This window comes from Syntrophaceae bacterium, from assembly GCA_013177825.1.
In the GTDB taxonomy this organism is placed as follows: Bacteria; Desulfobacterota; Syntrophia; order Syntrophales; family PHBD01; genus PHBD01.
Genome location: JABLXX010000009.1, coordinates 87,930 through 106,187, shown reverse-complemented (window position 1 = coordinate 106,187; position 18,258 = coordinate 87,930). Strand labels below are relative to the sequence as shown.

Sequence of the window (18,258 nt, the reverse complement as noted above, 5' to 3'; positions counted from 1 at the left end):
GCCGGGAACCGTTACGCGCGCAGGCGTGTGATGTCGTTTCGGCCGGATCCGTGCAGCGACACGGAAAGGACATTCACATGAACATCGAGGAAATCAAAAGACTCCCTATCAGCGAATTGGCCAATCTGGCAAAGGATCTCAACGTGCCGGGCGCCGGGGGGATGCGGCGGCAGGATCTCATCTTTTCGATCCTGCAGGCCCAGTCGGACAAGAACGGCGTCATCTCCGGTTCCGGCGTTCTGGAAATCCTTCCGGACGGTTTCGGATTCCTTCGCGCCGTGGATTACAATTATCTTCCCAGCCCGGACGACATCTACGTGTCCCCATCCCAGATCCGGCGTTTCAGCCTGCGGACCGGCGATACGATCTCGGGAGAGGTCCGGCCCCCCAAAGAGGGGGAGAAATACTTCGCCCTGCTGAAGGTGGATTCGGTCAACTTCGAACATCCGGACGCCGCGCGGGATAAAATCCTCTTCGACAACCTGACGCCGCTTTACCCACAGGAGAAACTGGGCCTGGAGTCGGACACGGAGAACTTTTCGACCCGGATTATGGACCTCTTCACTCCCATCGGAAAAGGGCAGCGAGGCTTGATCGTGTCTCCCCCCCGGGCGGGGAAAACCGTTCTCCTGCAGGATATCGCCCACAGCATCGCCAAGAACCACCCCGAAGTGATCCTCATGGTGCTGCTCATCGACGAGCGGCCGGAGGAAGTCACGGACATGCAGCGGAGTGTCCAGGGAGAGGTCGTCTCCTCCACGTTCGATGAACCGGCCACCCGGCACGTCCAGGTTGCTGAAATGGTGATCGAAAAGGCGAAACGGCTCGTGGAGCACAAGCGCGACGTGGTCATCCTGCTGGACAGCATCACCCGGCTCGCCCGGGCTTACAACACCGTGGTTCCCCCCAGCGGCAAGGTCCTCTCCGGTGGCGTCGATTCCAATGCCCTCCATAAACCGAAGCGCTTCTTCGGGGCCGCCCGGAACATCGAAAACGGCGGAAGCCTGACCATCATCTCCACGGCCCTCATCGACACGGGAAGCCGGATGGACGAAGTCATCTTCGAGGAGTTCAAGGGAACCGGCAACATGGAGTTGCACCTGGACCGTCGCATCGCCGACCGCAGGATCTTCCCCGCCTTCGATCTCATCCGTTCGGGAACCCGCAAGGAAGAACTCCTGATCCCGAAGGTCAACCTGAACCGGGTTTGGATCCTCCGCAGGCTCCTCCAGGAGATGAATCCCCTGGACGCCATGGAGTTCATCATCGACAAGATCCGGAAGACCGACACGAACCAGCTCTTCCTGGATTCGATGAACCAGTAAAATACCGCTTGAATTTTCCGGCGGAATTGATTAGATGCACACCCCTTCGTTAGATGGTTCGCATATCACGGAAAAAGGAGAACGAGGTCCCATGAAAGAGGGAATCCATCCGGAATACAAGGAAACAACCATCACCTGCGTATGCGGGAACGTCATTGAAACGAAGTCCACCCGGCAGGACATCAAGGTCGAGATCTGCTCCAACTGCCATCCCTTCATTACAGGGAAGCAGAAGATCGTCGACACCGCCGGCAGAGTGGAGCGGTTCAAGAAAAAGTATGCCTCCCTGGAACAGAAAAAGGGAGAATAAACGGTTTCTCCGCTTGCGGGGGGCGTTCATGAGACCGGTCCGGCGGCCGGTTGCATGGAATGAGTGACAGGAAAAGACGAACCGGTCTCCGTTATGCCCCGATACACCCGCCTGTATACCATCATCCCCGGGGCAAAGCCCCTCGAAGTCTTCCGGACAACCACGGCCGGGCCGGGCGATTCGATCCGCCCGGCGTATCAGGATTTCCCAGTCCTTCTCCCGGATCCTCGGTATCCCCATGTTTAAGCGATTGAAAGACATCGATCAGCGGTTTCGAGAGCTGGAGGGGTTGCTCAGCAGCTCCGATGTTGTTACCAAACCCTCCCTGTATCAGAAGTACGCCAAGGAGCATTCCGACCTCCATGACCTGGTGGATGTCTGGCGGGAATACGAAAAACTGGGCGGGCAGATCGAGGAAGACCAGCGGATCCTCCGGGAGGACGACGAGGAACTGAAGGAACTTGTAAGGGGAGAACTGACTCAGCTCAAGGAACGAAGGACGCTCCTGGAAGAGCGCCTGAGATTCCTCCTGCTTCCGAAAGATCCGAACGACGACAAGAACGTCCTCCTGGAAATCCGTGCGGGTACGGGGGGAGACGAGGCGGGCCTCTTTGCGGCCGACCTTTTCCGGATGTACGCTCGATATGCGGAGCGTTCCGGCTGGCGGGTGGAGGTCGTGAGCGGCAGTCCTTCCGGAGGGGGGGGCGGCGGCGGCTTCAAGGAGATCATCGCGCTGATCGAGGGCCGCGGGGCATACAGCCGCCTCAAGTACGAGAGCGGCGTCCACCGGGTTCAACGGGTTCCGGCTACGGAATCCCAGGGCCGGATTCACACCTCGGCGGTCACGGTGGCGATTCTCCCGGAGGCGGAGGAGGTGGACGTTCAGATCGATCCGAACGACCTGCGGATCGACGTCTACCATTCCAGCGGTCATGGCGGTCAGAGCGTCAACACGACGGACTCGGCAGTACGAATCTCCCATTTGCCCACCGGCCTGATCGTCACCTGCCAGGACGAAAAGTCCCAGCTCAAGAACAAAGCGAAGGCGATGAAGGTACTCCGGGCGAGGCTCCTGGACATCATGGTCCAGAAGCAGAACGCAGAGATCTCGGAGGCCAGAAAGAGCCAGGTGGGGAGCGGAGACCGGAGCGAGCGGATCCGGACCTACAACTTTCCCCAGGGCCGGGTCACGGATCATCGCATCGGGCTGACCCTGTACAACCTGGAGAGCATTCTGGACGGCGAGATCCAGGGAATCATCGATTCCCTGACGACCCATTTCCAGGCAAATGCCCTCCAGGCGCCGACGTCCGCCTGAGATCAATTCATCCCGCGACCGGTGTGAATCGGGGGGAGTCATGGCAACCATCCGATCCGTCCTGCAAGAGGCGGCCGACACCCTTCGCCGTCACGGCTTGCCCTCTCCCCGTCTGGACGCCGAGGTCCTGTTGTGCCGATGTCTCCGGACCGATCGCACCCATCTCTATACGTACCCGGAGGAGATCCTCGGGGAGCATGCCGTCCGCGGCTTCCTGGGCTGGGTGGAAAGGCGGAGGAAGCAGGAACCGGTCGCCTATATCATCGGGGAGAAGGAGTTCTGGTCGATCCCCTTTGCCGTTAACCGGCATGTTCTGATTCCCCGCGCGGAGACGGAGATTCTCGTGGAGGAGGCGCTCCGGGTGGTGGGAGGGCGCTGCAACATCCTGGATGTCGGAACGGGAAGCGGTGCCGTGGCCGTAGCGTTGTCCCGGGAGCTGCCCCTGGCGAGGGTGGTGGCGACGGACCGGTCGGCCGCAGCGGCGGAGACGGCGGCGCGAAACGCACAACGGGCAGGAGTCGCCGATCGCGTATGTGTCTTGGTTGCGGATCTCCTGGAATCGATTCGCGGTCCTCTTGACATGATCGTCTCGAACCCTCCCTACATCCCGGATGATGAATTCGAAGAACTGCCTCCCGGGGTGAGGGAGTACGAACCGAAGGAGGCGCTCTGGGCCGCCGGAGACGGGACCGCGGTACATCGCCTGCTTATCGGGGGAGCCGCAGCCGTCCTGAAGGACGGAGGATGGCTCCTGATGGAAACCGGCGACCGTCAGGCGGAAAGGCTCGTGGAGGCTTTCCGCATGGACGGCCGGTATGACCGGATCGAAATCCGGAAGGATTATGGAGGCCGGGACCGGGTCGTGAAGGCCAGGAAAAGGGAGCTTGAGCATGGATAAGATCGTCATCCAGGGAGGGCGGAAGCTGGCCGGGGACGTGCCCGTCAGCGGTGCCAAGAATGCGGCGCTGCCCATTCTGGTTTCATCGCTGCTGACGGAGGGAACGAATACGTTCCGCAACATTCCGAATCTGGTGGACATCAAGACGGCGCGAAAGCTGCTGCACAATCTCGGCGTCCGTACGGAGGGAAACGGCACCGTTCAAGTGGACGCCACCGGGATCACCAGCTGCGAAGCCCCGTATGATCTGGTGAAGACCATGCGGGCGTCGATCCTGGTCCTGGGACCGCTGGTGGCCCGGATGGGCCAGGCGCGGGTTTCCCTGCCCGGCGGGTGCGCTATCGGGGCCAGGCCCGTCAACCTGCACATCAAGGCCCTGGAAGAGATGGGTGCGGAGATCCGCCTGGAAGAAGGGTACATCGAAGCGAAGGCGCGGCGGCTTCGCGGGGCCAGGATATATTTCGATCTCTCCACCGTGACGGGAACGGAGAACATCATGATGGCCGCGACCCTCGCCGACGGCACGACCATCCTGCAGAATGCCGCAAAGGAGCCTGAGGTGGTCAACCTTGCGGATGTTCTGAACGGAATGGGCGCCCGCATTTCCGGGGCGGGGACGGATGTGATCACCATCGAAGGGGTCCCGCGCCTTCATGCCGTCGAGGCGTCCGTCATCCCCGACCGGATCGAGGCCGGGACGTTCATGATCGCCGCGGGCATGACAGGCGGAGATATCCGCCTGACCGGATGCCTGGCGGGCCACCTGGATGCCCTGATCACGAAACTCCGGGAAGCAGGAATGACCATCGAAGCGGAGCCCGACGTCATCCGGGCCGCCGGTTCCCGGCGGATCCTGAGCGTCGATGTGAAGACCCTTCCTTACCCGGGCTTTCCGACGGACCTCCAGGCCCAGATCATGGCGATGATGACCCTCGGACAGGGCTTCAGCGTCGTTTCCGAGACGGTCTTCGAAAATCGCTTCATGCACGTGAGCGAACTGCTCCGGATGGGCGCGGATATCGATATTCAGGGAAACAGCGCGTTCGTGAGAGGGGTCCCGCGGTTGCTCGGAGCGCCGGTAATGGCCACAGACCTCCGGGCTTCGGCATCCCTGGTCCTGGCGGGGCTGGCGGCGGAGGGACGTACGGACGTTTCCCGCGTTTATCATCTCGATCGCGGCTACGAGTCGATGGAGAAGAAATTTGCCGCTCTCGGGGCCGATGTAAAAAGGGAGAAAGCGTAAGATGAGGATCATCCGGACGAGCGATTCCCGATTTGAAGAAGTGTTCCGGCAGATCGCCGGAAGGGGCCGTGTCTTTGAGGAGGAACTCTGGAAGACGGTGTACCGGATCGTTCGGGACGTGGCGGAGCGAGGGGATGATGCTCTGTTCGCCTATACGGAACAGTTCGACGGCTACCGGCTCGCACCGGGCGCCGTGGCGGCAACACCGGGGGAGATCGACGCCGCCGTATCCGCCGTTTCCCCGGAGGAATGGAAGATCCTCCATCTGAGCGCCGAGAGGATCGAACGGTATCACCGGAGGCAGATCCTCCCAGACCTGAGGATCGACGACGAAGAGGGTGTGCTTCTGGAACAGCGGGTCCTGCCGCTGGAGCGGGTGGGTGTCTATGCCCCGGGGGGGCTTGCCGCCTATCCGTCGACGGTGCTCATGGCGGCCATTCCCGCCCGGATTGCCGGGGTGAAGGAGATCCTGCTTGCATCGCCGGCCCGGGAAGGGCGGCTCCATCCCCTGATTGCAGCCGCAGCGAAACTCTGCGGCATAACGCAAATCCTCAAGATCGGGGGGGGCCAGGCGATTGCGGCCCTGGCGTACGGGACCGCCTCGGTGCCCCGGGTGGACAAGATCGTGGGGCCCGGAAATGCATTCGTCGCCGCGGCCAAGCGAATCGTCTTCGGTGAGGTGTCCATTGATATGATCGCCGGTCCAAGCGAAGTGCTGATCGTTGCAGACGGCAGCGCCCCCGCATCGTTCGCCGCCGCAGACCTCATTGCCCAGGCGGAGCACGACGAGATGGCCAGTGCGGTCCTGGTGACGCCCGATGCGCGGTATGCGTCCCAGGTGGCGGCCGAGGTGGATCGGCTGGTGGACCGCCTGTCCCGGAGAGAGATCCTGGTCCGGTCCCTGGAGCGGTTCGGGGCGATCTTCCTGGTGGAGAACCTGGAGGAAGCGGCGGAAGTCGCCAACCGGTTCGCACCGGAACACCTGGAACTGATGGTGGCGAATCCCCGCCACATTCTCCCGTGGTTCAGGCATGCCGGCTCCATCTTCCTGGGCGCCTATGCACCCGAGGCGATCGGAGATTATCTTGCCGGTCCGAACCACATCCTGCCCACCGGCGGGACCGCCCGCTTCTCATCCCCTCTCGGGGTATACGATTTCCTGAAGCGGACCAGTGTCCTTGAGTTTTCGCCGGAAGCCTTCGGGCGCTATGGAACTGCGGTCGAGGCCTTTGCCGGAATGGAGGGGCTGACGGGGCATGGATTGGCTGCATCCATCCGGGGTCCGGGCGCCCTGTCCGATCATCCGGACTCCCGTTGACCTGGCCGGTGAAAAGACTTACGGGAAAAAACCCTTGATAAAAAAAGCGCTCTCCATTAGGATGGCGCTCCCATTCAGCAGCAGGAATCATCGAGGGCGGGCGTAATTCAGAGGTAGAATGTCAGCTTCCCAAGCTGAACGTCGTGGGTTCGATTCCCATCGCCCGCTCCATCGATTCTCCTCCCCCAGGGCTTTTTTCGGTCCCCTTTTCCGACCGCGTCCCGGCTTCATATCGAAAAAACGCTTGAAATTGCGGTCCGGATATGGTACCGCCCCCCAAGATCATCGTGGAATTCTGATGAGTGGGCTTGAGCCCACTTTTTTTTTCAAAGCAATGGAAAACGTCCCGACCGGAAGGTCCATCGAGGAAGCGATCTGGAACCTGGCGGAGCCCACTGCGGATGCGGAGGGTGTGGAGTTGATCCACGTGGAATGCATCCGCATGAAGACTCGGTGGATCGTCAGGATTTTTCTGGATAAGAAGGAGGGCGTTACATTGGATGATTGTACGCGGGTCAGCCACGTGCTGGGGGACCTTCTGGAAGTTCATGATGTCCCGCCGGGACCTTATACCCTGGAGGTTTCGTCGCCGGGTCCGAACCGGCCGCTGTTCCGGGACTGCGACTTTGCCCGGTTTTGCGGCAACCGGGTGGTGCTCAGGCTCGACGGATCGGTGGAGGGAAGAAGAAACATTCGCGGTACGCTCCTGGCGTATGAAACCGGAGACCCGGAGAGGGCGCTGCTGGTAGAGATGGACGGTACGGTTCATCGCATTCCCAGGAGAACTGTCGTGAAGGCGAACATCGAGGACCTAGCCGGGGATGCGGACCGCGCGGACACACGCCGAAAAGGGAAAGGAAAAATCCGTGGGTAGGCCGTGATCGGAAACGATCCCGGTCGTTGCCGGTTCGCCGGCCAACGCGGAGCAGCTGGCCAGTCACGCCGGTCAAAGAGGAGATGGAATGGTGGTCTCCCGGCCGGATCATGTGCATCGTGATGAGGCATATTATGTAAGCGGAGGAACATTCATGTTGCCGGAGTTGAAACGACTGATCGAACAGATGGGGAAGGACCGGGGAATCGATAAGCAGATCATCATCGAAGCCCTGGAAGCGGCGATGCTGACGGCGGCGCGCAAGAAACTGGGTCCCCACGTGGAGATCGAGGCTCATTATAACGATGAGGCCGGCGAGGTGGAGGTCTTCCAGTTCAAGATGGTCGTGGACAAGATCCTCGATCCGGATCTCCATGTCCTGCTGGACGAAGCTCGGCAGAATCTGGACGAGGAGGCGGAGCCCGGGGACAGCCTGGGAATTAAGATCGACACGAGCACCTTTGGAAGAATCGCCGTCCAGACGGCTAAACAGATCATCATCCAGCGGGTCAAGGACGCGGAGAGGGATAACATCTACGATGAATACAAGGACCGGAAAGGGGAACTGATCAACGGGTTTGTCCAGCGGTTCGAGGGGGGATCCATCATCGTGAACCTCGGCCGTGCAGAGGGCGTCATTCCCGTGTCCGAACAGATCTTCAAGGAAGTGTACAAACGGGGAGAGCGGATCCGGGCCTATATTTTGGAAGTGAAGCGAATTACAAAAGGCCCCCAGATCATACTGTCGAGGACCCATCCCGGATTCCTGCGGGCTCTGTTCGAGGTGGAGGTTCCGGAAATCTCCGAGGGGCTCATCGAGCTTGTCAACGTGGCGAGGGAACCCGGAAAACGGGCGAAGATCGCCGTGCGCACCAAGGACAAGGATATCGATCCCGTGGGGGCCTGCGTCGGCATGAGGGGGTCCCGTGTTCAGAGCGTAGTTCAGGAATTGCGGGGCGAAAAAATCGACATCGTTCCGTATTCCGAAGACCCGGTCAAATTCGTCTGCAGCGCTCTTTCCCCGGCCAAGGTGGAGAGGGTTTTCATGGATGAAGAAAGCCGTTCCATGGAGATCATCGTTCCCGAGGACCAGTTGTCTCTGGCTATCGGAAAAAACGGGCAGAATGTGAGGCTGGCCGTCAAACTGACGGGCTGGAAAATAGACGTGAAGACGGAAGCGCTGGCTTCTGCCCAGGAGGCCCCGGCCTATAAGGAATTGATGGGGATTCCCGGGATGAGCGAGGAACATGCGGAACAACTCTTTGAGCTTGGTTTCAAAACCGTGGCGGCACTGGCCGCAGCAGATCCGGTCATGCTCTCCGCATTGCCCGGTCTGGATGAGCCGGTGGCCGTTCGATGGATTGAAGAAGCGGGAAGGATGATCACACAGGATGCTGTTGTCGGAAAAGGCGAGTGATCAAAGACCCTTAGGGGTGTTTTCCTCTGTTGGGATTTCGTCGGAGGAAGTCGGGATGTCGAAGAAGAGGGTTTACGAACTGGCGAAGGAACTGGGGCTGGATAACAAGGAGCTCATTTCCCGCCTGGAAAAGATCGGTGTCATAGTAAAATCCCACTCGAGCACGCTCGAGGAGGCGGATCTGGAAAGAATCCAGCGGGAGCTGCTGGCGCCCGAACCTCGAGAGATGGTTGAGCAGCGGATCAAGTCAACGGTGATCCGGCGCCGGGCAATCCGGACGGCCGCGGATGAGGAAAAGCCTGGGGAAGCGGAAGAAGCGCCTGCGGAAGCAGCCGCGGAAGAGGAGCCTGCCGTTCCCGCGCCGGAGCCTCCCGAAACCGAACAGCCGGTTGATGCCGTATCTGTCGTTTCTCCACCGGAGCCGTTCGCACAGGAAGCCGAGCCGGCGGCAGAGCCGGTTCCCGTTGCCGCGGAGACGGCCGCCCCTCCCGAAGAGGAAAAGCAACCCGAAAAACCCCCGGAGGTACCCTCCCGCGGAACTACGGCCACGGTCATATCCAGACCCGCCCCGGGCGAAGTCCGCAAACCGTTCGTCAGGAGGGAGACGGTTCCCTCCAGGCCGTCTCCTGCAGCTCCCGGTGCGAGGAAAGAAGTCCCGCGAAGACCCGATCTGAAGGTGACGAGGGACGTTCCTCCGGCAGCGCCTGCAGCCGGCGCGGCTGCGGACAAGAAGCCGAAATGGGTGGCCGACAAGAAGAAAAAGACCATCGAGGTGGTCATGGGCGAGCAGCCGGGTCTGAAGAAGAAGACGCTGGCCCGCAAATCCACTGACCGCCGGGATATCCGGCAGGAACTGGAAATCGACGAGCGGGCGTCGCGCTGGCGAGAGGAAAAGAGGGCCACCGTCGTCCGGATGCAGAAGCCCCAGATCACCGTACCCAAGGCAAGCAAGCGGCGGATCAAGGTGATGGAGGCCATCACCGTCGGGGAACTGGCAAAGAAAATGGGCGTCAAGGCCAGCGAGGTCATCAACAAACTGATCGGGCTGGGCCTGATGGCGGGGATCAACCAATCCATCGACTTCGACACCGCCGTGCTGATTGCAGGCGATTTCGGATATCAGGTGGAGGCGGCCGCCTTCGATTATGATGAAACCATTCAGCGCCCGGAGACGGCCTCGGAGAATCTGAAGCCGCGGGCTCCCGTCGTAACGATCATGGGCCATGTCGATCACGGGAAGACGTCTCTCCTGGATGCCATTCGCCAGACCAACGTGATCGAAGGGGAGGCAGGCGGAATCACCCAGGCGATCGGCGCTTATCACGTCCACATCAAGGACAGGGACATCGTTTTCCTGGATACGCCTGGACACGAAGCGTTTACGGCCATGCGCGCCCGTGGGGCCCAGGTTACGGACATCGTCGTTCTTGTCGTCGCCGCAGACGACGGTGTCATGGAACAGACCGTGGAGGCCATCAACCATGCCCGGTCGGCAGGCGTTCCGATCATGGTGGCCATCAACAAGATTGACAAGCCCAACGCCGACATCGGACGGATCAAGCAGGGGCTGACGGAATACAACCTGGTTTCGGAGGAATGGGGAGGAGATACGATCTTCTCGGAAGTGTCCGCGAAAAAGCAGGAGGGTATCGAGGAACTTCTGGAAATGATTCTTCTCCAGGCCGACGTGCTGGAATTGAAGGCCGATCCGGATCAGCCGGCCCGAGGGATCATCATCGAATCAACCCTGGACCGGGGACGCGGGCCCGTGGCGACCGTCCTGATTCAGGAAGGTACGCTGAAGGAAGGGGACACCTTTGTTTCCAGGACGGAATTCGGGCGCGTGCGGGCCATGATCGACGACCAGGGGCGCCGTGTGAAGGAAGCTCCCCCCTCCATGCCCGTTGTCGTCATCGGATTCTCCGGTGTGCCCCAGGTAGGGGCCGAGTTTGTGGGTGTGGAGGACGAGAAGAAGGCCAAGGGCATCAGCGAATACTGGATACGCAAGGAACGGGAAAGGGAGCTTTCCTCCACGTCCAAGATCACGCTGGAGCAACTGTATCAGCGGATGAAGGAAGGCGTCAAGGAGCTCAACGTCATCCTCAAGGCCGACGTCCAGGGGTCCGTCGAGGCCCTCTCAGACGCCCTCAACAAGCTCAGCACGGAGGAAATCAAGGTCAAGATCATTCACAGTTCCACCGGTACCGTGACGGAAACGGACGTGATGCTGGCATCCGCCTCCAATGCCATCATCATCGGTTTCAACGTCCGGCCCGATGCCCGGGTTTCCGAACTCGCGGAGAACGAGGGCGTCGAGATCAAACCTTACGACATCATCTACAATGTCATCGCCGATATGAGGGCGGCCATGGAAGGGCTGCTGGAACCGGAGTATCGGGATGTCGTTCAAGGGCACGCGGAGGTACGCCAGCTCTTCAAGATTCCGAAGGCGGGGACCATTGCCGGCAGCTATGTCGTGGACGGCAAGATCTCCCGAAATGCCCAACTGAGACTGCTACGACAGGGGGTCGTGCTTTATGACGGCCGCTTCGCTTCCCTCAAACGCCTGAAGGACGATGTCAAGGAAGTCCAGACCGGTTATGAATGCGGGATCGGCATCGAGAACTTCAACGACCTCCGTGAAGGAGACGTGATCGAGGCCTACGTCAAGGAGCGGGTCGAGCGGAAATTATGATGAACGGCCGAGATGCGAAATCCGGCCGGTGGGAGTTAAAATGGTCATCGGATCCGGCATCCTGGAAATCCTGATTCCCGACAGCCGGTCCCTCAAGGACAAACGGGGAGTCCTGAACCGGATCCTCAAGAGAACGCAGAATTCGTTCAATATATCCATCGCCGAAGTGGGCCTGCAGGACTTGTGGGGACGGGCAAGAATCGGGTTCAGCATCGTCGGCAACGATCGGGCGTATGTGAACCGGAAGATCGACATGGTGTTGAACTTCATCCAGGAGCAACAGCTGGCGGAGATTCTGCAAACCATGATCGAAATAACCAGCGTGTCGGAGCAGATGTCCCCCGCAGTCTACGAGGAGCGGAAATATGCAGCCGTTCAAGAGGGCCCAGAGGGTGGCGGACCTGATCCGGACGGAGGTCTCGGAAATCCTCCGCCGTCAGATCCGTGATCCGCGGATCGGCTCGGTAACCATTACGGATGTGCGCGTGACGGATGACCTGCGGCTGGCGCGGATATTTTTCGTGGAGCTCGGGAAGGATCATGTCGCTGAGGAAACCTGGGAGGGGCTCGAAAGCGCCTCCGGCTTTCTGAAACGGGAACTGGGGCACAGGCTCCATCTCCGCTATGTGCCGGACATCGTATTCAAGCATGATCCGTCTTTTGCCTATGGAAGCCGGATCGAGGGTCTGCTCAGGGAGATTCATCAAAGAGAAGCGGAGCACGATGCAGAAGATTCTTGATATTATCCGCCGGGGACGCTCGTTTCTTGTCGTCGCCCATGCACGACCCGATGGGGACTCCGTTGGATCCATGCTTGCGCTTCATAATATGCTGAAGGCCGCCGGAAAAGAGCCGCTGGTTTACTCCCAGGACGCGATCCCGGAAAATTACCGTTTTCTGCCGGGCTCAGAAGATGTCATCTTTAACCTTCCGGTTGGTCGGACTTATGATGCCGTCTTTCTTCTCGATTGCAGCGAGCTGGACCGTGTTGGAGACCGCTGGGATGAGATCAGCAAATCCGGTCCGGTCATCAATATCGACCATCATCTTTCGAATGATCGATTCACAGAGCTCTTCCTTATCGACGCCCATGCCAGTTCGACCGCCGAGCTTCTCCACCGTCTTGCCGAAAGCCTGGGATGGGAGCTGTCCAAGGAAGCCGCCGATTGCCTTTACACGGGTATCCTGACGGATACGGGCGGATTCTGTTATGGCAACACCGGCCGGGACACCCTGTTCACGGCGGCAAGTCTGGTAGAAAGGGGAGCCGATCCGCAGTGGATTTCAGAGAACGTCTATGAAAGCAGCCCGATCGCGAAAATCCGGCTCCTGGCAAAGGCAATGACGGCCCTGGAATTCCACCTCAATGGAAGAGTGGGATTCATGGTCGTGACCCTGGCCGATTTTGCCGCCTGCGGGGCGCTTTTCGAGCATACGGAAGGCTTTGTCGATCTTCCACGAAGCATAAGGGGAGTACAGGTATCCATCCTGTTCACGGAGGTCGCCGAGCGGTCCTTCAAGGTCAGTCTTCGTTCCAAGGGCCGGGTGAACATCGAGCGGGTTGCCCGTTCTTTCGGAGGGGGTGGCCATCTGAATGCCGCTGCCTGCAGAGTGGAAGACGAATGGCCGGCCGTGAGGCGCCGGGTACTGGAAGAGATCGAAGCGGTCCTGTCGGAATGAACGGTGTCGTGGTGGTGGACAAGCCGGCGGGGCGGACATCTCATCGCGTCGTTCAGGATGTAAGGCGGACGCTGGGCGTTCGTAAAGCCGGTCATACCGGTACTCTGGATCCGCTGGCTACAGGCGTTCTTCCCGTATGTCTGGAGGAGGCTACGAAACTGGCCCCCTTTCTGATGGAAGGCAACAAGGAATACCGGGCGACCCTGCTCCTGGGGACGACGACGGATACCATGGACCGCGATGGGCGGATCCTTTCAAACCGGGAGGTTCACGTTTCGACCGGAGACATCGAGGAGGTCATACCGAGATTCATCGGTCGCATCTGTCAGGTGCCTCCCGTGTATTCCGCCATCAAACTGCATGGGGAACCGCTCTACCGCAGAGCCAGGCGGGGCGAGGCTGTCTCACCGCCTCCCCGATGGGTGGATATCTACCGGATCGACATCGAGGAAGTCCGACTGCCGCACGTGACCCTGCGGGTTGCCTGCTCAAAAGGCACCTATATCCGCTCCCTGTGCTCGGACATTGGCGAGGTTTTGGGTTGCGGGGCCTGTCTGACGGAGTTGCGCCGCCTTCGAAACGGCCCTTTTGCAGAAGAAAATGCCGTTTCTTACGACGGCATGAGTCCGGAAGAAGCACGGAAAGTCCTGCTGGAGGCCATGATTCCCATGGCGGAAGCGCTGGGGGATGATATGTGCACCATTTTCGTCGAACGGGATGAAGCGAAAAAGATTCGGGAGGGATGGCAGCCCTGTGTGGATACGTTCCGTGGGGTGGATATCCCTTTCCTTGCCCCGGGAGATATGATAAAAGTATTGAATGTGCAAGGAGAACTGGTCGCCGTTGCCGAAATGCTGTTTTCTTCGGAACAGCTTCTTGCCGAAAAGGGTGATGTTCAGGCAGCGAGGCTGTTGCGTGTGTTTCTTCCGTCCAACATAGATCGAAATCAGTGAAAGAGGGAGGATATAGAGGTGTTAGATACGGAGAAGAGAAAAGACATCATCAAGAGCTATCAACTCCATGAGGGGGATACCGGTTCCCCGGAAGTGCAGATTGCCCTCCTCAGCGCCCGAATTGAATATCTGACGGAGCATTTCAAAATGCACCAGAAAGATCATCACTCTCGGAGAGGACTCTTGAAGCTTGTCGGCCAGCGTCGGAGACTGCTGGATTACCTGAAGAAATGCGATGTGGATCGATATCGAAGCATCATCTCCCGGTTGGGACTCCGGAAGTAATGCGCGGTCCGAAAACCGTGCCGCCGATCCCGAATGCGGGAGAGGAATGCATGGAATCCTTACATTCCTTGCCCGATCAAGGATCGACTAAAAAAAGAGGAAGAATACGATGAGTCAAGTGTTTAGTACAGATTTTGCCGGAAGACCGATTTCGGTCAAGGTGAATTACATGGCGGGCCAGGCCAACGGCAGCGCGCTCGTCCAGTATGGAGACACGGTTGTTCTCGTGACAGCCGTGGCCGTTAAAGGCAGGAGGGAAGGACTCGATTTCCTTCCCCTGACAGTGGATTATCAAGAGATGACATCTGCCGCCGGAAAGATTCCCGGCGGCTTCTTCAAGCGTGAAGGACGTCCCAACGAACGGGAAGTTCTTACCTCGCGCATCATCGACCGCTCCGTCCGTCCCCTTTTCCCAAAGGGATATGTCTATGAAACCCAGATCGTGGCGACGGTGCTGTCGGTGGACAACGAGAACAATCCGGACGTGGCGGCCATGCTGGGCGCCTCGGCAGCCATGGAAATATCGGACATTCCTTTCAAGGGTCCCGTTGGTGGGGTCCGGGTGGGAAGGATCGACGGCCGGTTTGTCTGCAATCCATCACAGGAGCAGATGACCCAGAGCGACTTCAGCCTTTTTCTCGTCGGACGGAAGGTCACTCCCGGTACCGGCGGAAAGCCCTACGATATAAACCTCGTCATGCTGGAGGGCGAGGCCAGGGAAGTCGAGGAAGACGTGTTGGTGGATGCCATACAGTGCGGCTTGGACGAACTGGCAGCGGTGATCGATCTCCAGGACAAGATGCGGGAAGCCATCGGCCAACCGAAGCGGGTGATTGAACCGCCGAAGGTGGATGAAGCGCTTGCACTGCGAATCAAGGAGCTGGCCCTGTCTGGGTTACAGCAGGCTTACGTGACGCCTGGGAAGCATGACCGTTATGCACAACTGGATGCCCTGAGGGACACTGTTCTGAAAACGATTACAGAAGAAAACGAGGCATTGGCACCGCAGGTCCGGGGGATCTTTGAGGAACTGGAAAGGCAGGTCCTGCGGGGCATGATCCTGGAGCAAAGGAAGCGAATCGACGGCCGTGCTTACAATGAAATCCGACCGATATGGTCGGAAGTGGGCATCCTGCCGAGAGCACATGGTTCGGCCCTTTTCACAAGGGGTGAAACCCAGGCCCTGGCTTCCCTGACGCTGGGTACCTCGTCCGACGAACAACGACTCGACTTCATTATGGGGGAGGAGTTCAGGTCCTTCCTTCTACACTACAATTTCCCGCCTTACAGCGTGGGTGAAGCGAGACCACTGAGAAGCCCGGGCCGACGGGAGATCGGACACGGAAATCTGGCGCGGCGGGCCATCGTGCCTGTCCTGCCCTCGGCGGAGGACTTCCCTTATACGATCCGGATCGTTTCCGAGATCCTTTCATCGAATGGCTCATCTTCCATGGCCACCGTATGCGGGGGTATCCTGGCCCTCATGGATGGCGGGGTTCCCGTGAAGGACATAGTGGCCGGCATTGCCATGGGCCTCCTGAAGGAAGGGGAAAACGTGGCGGTCCTGTCAGACATCCTTGGCGACGAAGACCACACAGGCGACATGGACTTCAAGGTCTGCGGAACCAAGAACGGCGTCACGGCGCTGCAGATGGACATCAAGATCGACGGCCTCACGGAGGCAATCCTCCGCCAAGCCCTGCAGCAGGCCAAGGAAGGCCGCCTGCATATTATCGGAAAACTGAAGGAGACGCTCTCCCAGGCCAGAAGCGACATTTCCATTTACGCCCCCAGGATCACGACCGTGAAGGTCCGGCCGGAACGGGTGCGGGATGTCATCGGGACGGGCGGGAAGAACATTCGCCAGATCATCAACGAGACGGGCGTCACCATTGACGTGGAAGACGATGGAACCGTGACCATCGCCTCCAGTGACGCCGAGGCTTCGGCACGTGCCGTTGCCATGGTGAAATGGTTGACCGAGGATGCGGAGATCGGCAAGATTTATCGGGGAACGGTGAAAAAGATCGTCGACTTCGGCGCGTTTGTCGAAATTCTGCCGGGCACGGAAGGCCTGATCCATATCTCTCAATTGGCGAAGGAACGAGTAAACAAGGTGACAGATATTCTCCAGGAAGGGGATGAAGTCATGGTGAAGGTCCTGGAGATCGACAAGGCCGGAAAGATCCGCCTCAGCCGTAAGGAAGCCCTGTGAGCACATGATCCGGAAAAGTATCCTCGATAACGGCATCCGGGTCGTGTCGGAGAGCATCGACCATGTCCGGTCGGTTACGATTGGGGTCTGGGTTCAGTGCGGGACAAGGTATGAGGACGGATCGACCAATGGCATGTCTCACTTTGTCGAGCACATGCTTTTCAAGGGAACCAGGAAGCGGTCCGCCTTCGATATCGCATCGGCCATCGATTCGGTCGGAGGTGTCCTCAACGCCTTTACAGGCAAGGAACTGACGTCTCTGTACGTCAAAATCCCCGATTACCATCTTCCCATGGCAATCGATCTCCTGGCGGACATTCTTCAGGAATCGGTTTTCGATCCTCAGGAAATCCAGCGCGAAAAATCGGTTGTCCTCCAGGAAATTCACATGCTGGAGGACACCCCGGACGAGCACATCCATGATTTTTTCGAGGCCCTTTTCTGGAACGGACATCCGCTCGGACTTCCCGTCCTGGGAACAAGGGAGCGGGTCCAGGATTTCAGCAGGGAGTCGTTGACGGACTTCTTTTCACCGCGCTATCGGGGGGAGAATCTCGTCATCTCGGCGGCCGGGAGGCTGGATCATGACACGCTGGTTGATCTTGTGACCGCTTCCTTTGCGGGGCTTGAACGGAATGCCCGGACCGCAGCCATTACCGTTCCGATGATAACACACCGGATCGGCTCCCTGGAAAAGGATCTGGAGCAGGTGCACATGATTGTCGGCACGCCAGCCCCGTCATCCGTAAATCCGAGGCGTTACGCCGGCTTTATCATGAATGCCGTTCTTGGGGGAAGCATGAGTTCCCGTCTGTTTCAGGAGATTCGGGAGAAGCGGGGGCTGGCGTATGCCGTTCATTCCTACCTGACCCCTTACCAGGATACGGGAATGCTGGGTATTTATGTGGGAACAAGTGACGACAAGGTCCGGGAAGTGGTCGGTGTGATTCTGGACGAGATGCTCCGCCTCGTCAATGAGCCGCTGACCGAACGGGAACTTCGCGGGGCCAAGGAGTTGATCAAGGGAAACTTTCTCCTGAGCATGGAAAGCACCGACAACCACATGACCAGGCTGGCGAAAAATGAAATCTGTTTCGCCCGCCAGATTCCCATGGAGGAGACGGTAGCTGCCATTGATGCGGTGGAAAGCCTGGATGTCCTGCAACTCGCCCAGGAACTGTTCCATCCCGACCAGATCTCGGTGGCGGCCACGGGACGGGTTTCTGAAAAGGATCTGACACTTTCCATCCTTCAGCATTAAGAGAATGAGCGGCCTGTAATGGAAATCCTGGAATTGGCCGTCCAGCGCCTACCCGGTGGTTCAGGGCTGCCTTTGCCATCTTATATGACGATGCATTCCGCCGGGATGGACATTCATGCGGCTGTAATGGATGATACGGTCATCCTCCCGGGGGAAAGGATGATGATTCCTTCCGGTATCGCCATTTCCCTGCCTGTGGGTTTCGAGGCCCAGGTCAGACCTCGCAGCGGATTGGCTCTCCGTCATGGTGTTACCCTGGTCAATACGCCGGGCACAATTGATGCGGATTATCGGGGGGAGATCGGCATCCTGCTCATTAATCACGGCAACGCCCCGTTCACCGTGCGAAGGGGAGATCGAATCGCTCAATTGGTCGTTCAACGAGTGGCCAGGGTGATATGGGTCGAACAGGAACAGCTCGATCCCACGGCGCGAGGGGAAGGTGGTTTCGGCCATACGGAATGAG

17 protein-coding genes and 1 tRNA gene are annotated in these 18,258 nt (G+C 59.1%); all 18 read left to right on the top strand.

Annotated elements, in window-relative coordinates; genetic code table 11:
- The first annotated feature begins 77 nt into the window (after nt 1–77).
- Nucleotides 78–1,325, top strand: coding sequence for a transcription termination factor Rho (gene rho, locus HPY65_16535; GenBank protein NPU86085.1), 1,248 nt, complete (start codon nt 78–80; stop codon nt 1,323–1,325).
- Nucleotides 1,326–1,416: 91 nt separating this feature from the next.
- Nucleotides 1,417–1,635 carry a 50S ribosomal protein L31 gene (gene rpmE / locus HPY65_16530; GenBank protein ID NPU86084.1) on the top strand — a complete coding sequence of 73 codons (219 nt, stop codon included), beginning with the start codon at nt 1,417–1,419 and terminating at the stop codon, nt 1,633–1,635.
- A gap of 238 nt (nt 1,636–1,873) precedes the next feature.
- Nucleotides 1,874–2,953 carry a peptide chain release factor 1 gene (prfA, locus tag HPY65_16525; GenBank protein NPU86083.1) on the top strand — a complete coding sequence of 360 codons (1,080 nt, stop codon included), beginning with the start codon at nt 1,874–1,876 and terminating at the stop codon, nt 2,951–2,953.
- A 40-nt stretch (nt 2,954–2,993) separates the two neighbouring features.
- On the top strand, nt 2,994–3,851 hold the full coding sequence (gene prmC / locus HPY65_16520; GenBank protein ID NPU86082.1) for a peptide chain release factor N(5)-glutamine methyltransferase: 858 nt from the start codon (nt 2,994–2,996) through the stop codon (nt 3,849–3,851).
- Nucleotides 3,844–5,094, top strand: a complete 1,251-nt coding sequence (murA, locus tag HPY65_16515) for a UDP-N-acetylglucosamine 1-carboxyvinyltransferase (GenBank protein NPU86081.1) — start codon at nt 3,844–3,846, stop codon at nt 5,092–5,094. The genes prmC and murA overlap by 8 nt, the downstream gene beginning before the upstream one ends.
- A 1-nt stretch (nt 5,095) precedes the next feature.
- Nucleotides 5,096–6,412 (top strand): histidinol dehydrogenase, encoded by a 1,317-nt coding sequence (hisD, locus tag HPY65_16510; protein NPU86080.1) that lies wholly within the window; start codon nt 5,096–5,098, stop codon nt 6,410–6,412.
- A 96-nt stretch (nt 6,413–6,508) separates the two neighbouring features.
- A tRNA-Gly gene (locus tag HPY65_16505) sits at nt 6,509–6,583 on the top strand.
- A gap of 127 nt (nt 6,584–6,710) precedes the next feature.
- On the top strand, nt 6,711–7,286 hold the full coding sequence (locus tag HPY65_16500) for a ribosome maturation factor RimP (protein NPU86079.1): 576 nt from the start codon (nt 6,711–6,713) through the stop codon (nt 7,284–7,286).
- Nucleotides 7,287–7,440: 154 nt separating this feature from the next.
- On the top strand, nt 7,441–8,703 hold the full coding sequence (nusA, locus tag HPY65_16495) for a transcription termination/antitermination protein NusA (protein ID NPU86078.1): 1,263 nt from the start codon (nt 7,441–7,443) through the stop codon (nt 8,701–8,703).
- 55 nt (nt 8,704–8,758) lie between these two features.
- On the top strand, nt 8,759–11,398 hold the full coding sequence (infB, locus tag HPY65_16490) for a translation initiation factor IF-2 (protein NPU86077.1): 2,640 nt from the start codon (nt 8,759–8,761) through the stop codon (nt 11,396–11,398).
- Between the two features lie 40 nt (nt 11,399–11,438).
- The gene (locus HPY65_16485; GenBank protein NPU86076.1) at nt 11,439–11,846 is read left to right on the top strand and encodes a DUF503 domain-containing protein; all 408 of its coding nucleotides are present in this window, start codon (nt 11,439–11,441) and stop codon (nt 11,844–11,846) included.
- The gene (rbfA, locus tag HPY65_16480; GenBank protein NPU86075.1) at nt 11,764–12,138 is read left to right on the top strand and encodes a 30S ribosome-binding factor RbfA; all 375 of its coding nucleotides are present in this window, start codon (nt 11,764–11,766) and stop codon (nt 12,136–12,138) included. The genes HPY65_16485 and rbfA overlap by 83 nt, the downstream gene beginning before the upstream one ends.
- Nucleotides 12,122–13,078: a bifunctional oligoribonuclease/PAP phosphatase NrnA gene (locus HPY65_16475; GenBank protein NPU86074.1), complete on the top strand. Its 957-nt coding sequence runs from the start codon at nt 12,122–12,124 to the stop codon at nt 13,076–13,078. Before rbfA ends, HPY65_16475 begins: the two co-directional genes overlap by 17 nt.
- Nucleotides 13,075–14,031 (top strand): tRNA pseudouridine(55) synthase TruB, encoded by a 957-nt coding sequence (gene truB / locus HPY65_16470; protein NPU86073.1) that lies wholly within the window; start codon nt 13,075–13,077, stop codon nt 14,029–14,031. Before HPY65_16475 ends, truB begins: the two co-directional genes overlap by 4 nt.
- A gap of 18 nt (nt 14,032–14,049) precedes the next feature.
- Nucleotides 14,050–14,316, top strand: coding sequence for a 30S ribosomal protein S15 (gene rpsO / locus HPY65_16465; GenBank protein NPU86072.1), 267 nt, complete (start codon nt 14,050–14,052; stop codon nt 14,314–14,316).
- A 109-nt stretch (nt 14,317–14,425) separates the two neighbouring features.
- On the top strand, nt 14,426–16,531 hold the full coding sequence (locus tag HPY65_16460; protein ID NPU86071.1) for a polyribonucleotide nucleotidyltransferase: 2,106 nt from the start codon (nt 14,426–14,428) through the stop codon (nt 16,529–16,531).
- A 4-nt stretch (nt 16,532–16,535) separates the two neighbouring features.
- Nucleotides 16,536–17,792 carry an insulinase family protein gene (locus HPY65_16455; GenBank protein NPU86070.1) on the top strand — a complete coding sequence of 419 codons (1,257 nt, stop codon included), beginning with the start codon at nt 16,536–16,538 and terminating at the stop codon, nt 17,790–17,792.
- Between the two features lie 18 nt (nt 17,793–17,810).
- The gene (gene dut, locus HPY65_16450) at nt 17,811–18,257 is read left to right on the top strand and encodes a dUTP diphosphatase (protein NPU86069.1); all 447 of its coding nucleotides are present in this window, start codon (nt 17,811–17,813) and stop codon (nt 18,255–18,257) included.
- Nucleotide 18,258 lies beyond the last annotated feature (1 nt).

Bases quoted from the DNA above. Each gene is read 5' to 3' on its own strand.
- rho (NPU86085.1), top strand. From the start codon at position 78: ATGAACATCGAGGAAATCAAAAGACTCCCTATCAGCGAATTGGCCAAT.
- rpmE (NPU86084.1), top strand. From the start codon at position 1,417: ATGAAAGAGGGAATCCATCCGGAATACAAGGAAACAACCATCACCTGC.
- prfA (NPU86083.1), top strand. From the start codon at position 1,874: ATGTTTAAGCGATTGAAAGACATCGATCAGCGGTTTCGAGAGCTGGAG.
- prmC (NPU86082.1), top strand. From the start codon at position 2,994: ATGGCAACCATCCGATCCGTCCTGCAAGAGGCGGCCGACACCCTTCGC.
- murA (NPU86081.1), top strand. From the start codon at position 3,844: ATGGATAAGATCGTCATCCAGGGAGGGCGGAAGCTGGCCGGGGACGTG.
- hisD (NPU86080.1), top strand. From the start codon at position 5,096: ATGAGGATCATCCGGACGAGCGATTCCCGATTTGAAGAAGTGTTCCGG.
- HPY65_16500 (NPU86079.1), top strand. From the start codon at position 6,711: ATGAGTGGGCTTGAGCCCACTTTTTTTTTCAAAGCAATGGAAAACGTC.
- nusA (NPU86078.1), top strand. From the start codon at position 7,441: ATGTTGCCGGAGTTGAAACGACTGATCGAACAGATGGGGAAGGACCGG.
- infB (NPU86077.1), top strand. From the start codon at position 8,759: ATGTCGAAGAAGAGGGTTTACGAACTGGCGAAGGAACTGGGGCTGGAT.
- HPY65_16485 (NPU86076.1), top strand. From the start codon at position 11,439: ATGGTCATCGGATCCGGCATCCTGGAAATCCTGATTCCCGACAGCCGG.
- rbfA (NPU86075.1), top strand. From the start codon at position 11,764: ATGCAGCCGTTCAAGAGGGCCCAGAGGGTGGCGGACCTGATCCGGACG.
- HPY65_16475 (NPU86074.1), top strand. From the start codon at position 12,122: ATGCAGAAGATTCTTGATATTATCCGCCGGGGACGCTCGTTTCTTGTC.
- truB (NPU86073.1), top strand. From the start codon at position 13,075: ATGAACGGTGTCGTGGTGGTGGACAAGCCGGCGGGGCGGACATCTCAT.
- HPY65_16460 (NPU86071.1), top strand. From the start codon at position 14,426: ATGAGTCAAGTGTTTAGTACAGATTTTGCCGGAAGACCGATTTCGGTC.
- HPY65_16455 (NPU86070.1), top strand. From the start codon at position 16,536: ATGATCCGGAAAAGTATCCTCGATAACGGCATCCGGGTCGTGTCGGAG.
- dut (NPU86069.1), top strand. From the start codon at position 17,811: ATGGAAATCCTGGAATTGGCCGTCCAGCGCCTACCCGGTGGTTCAGGG.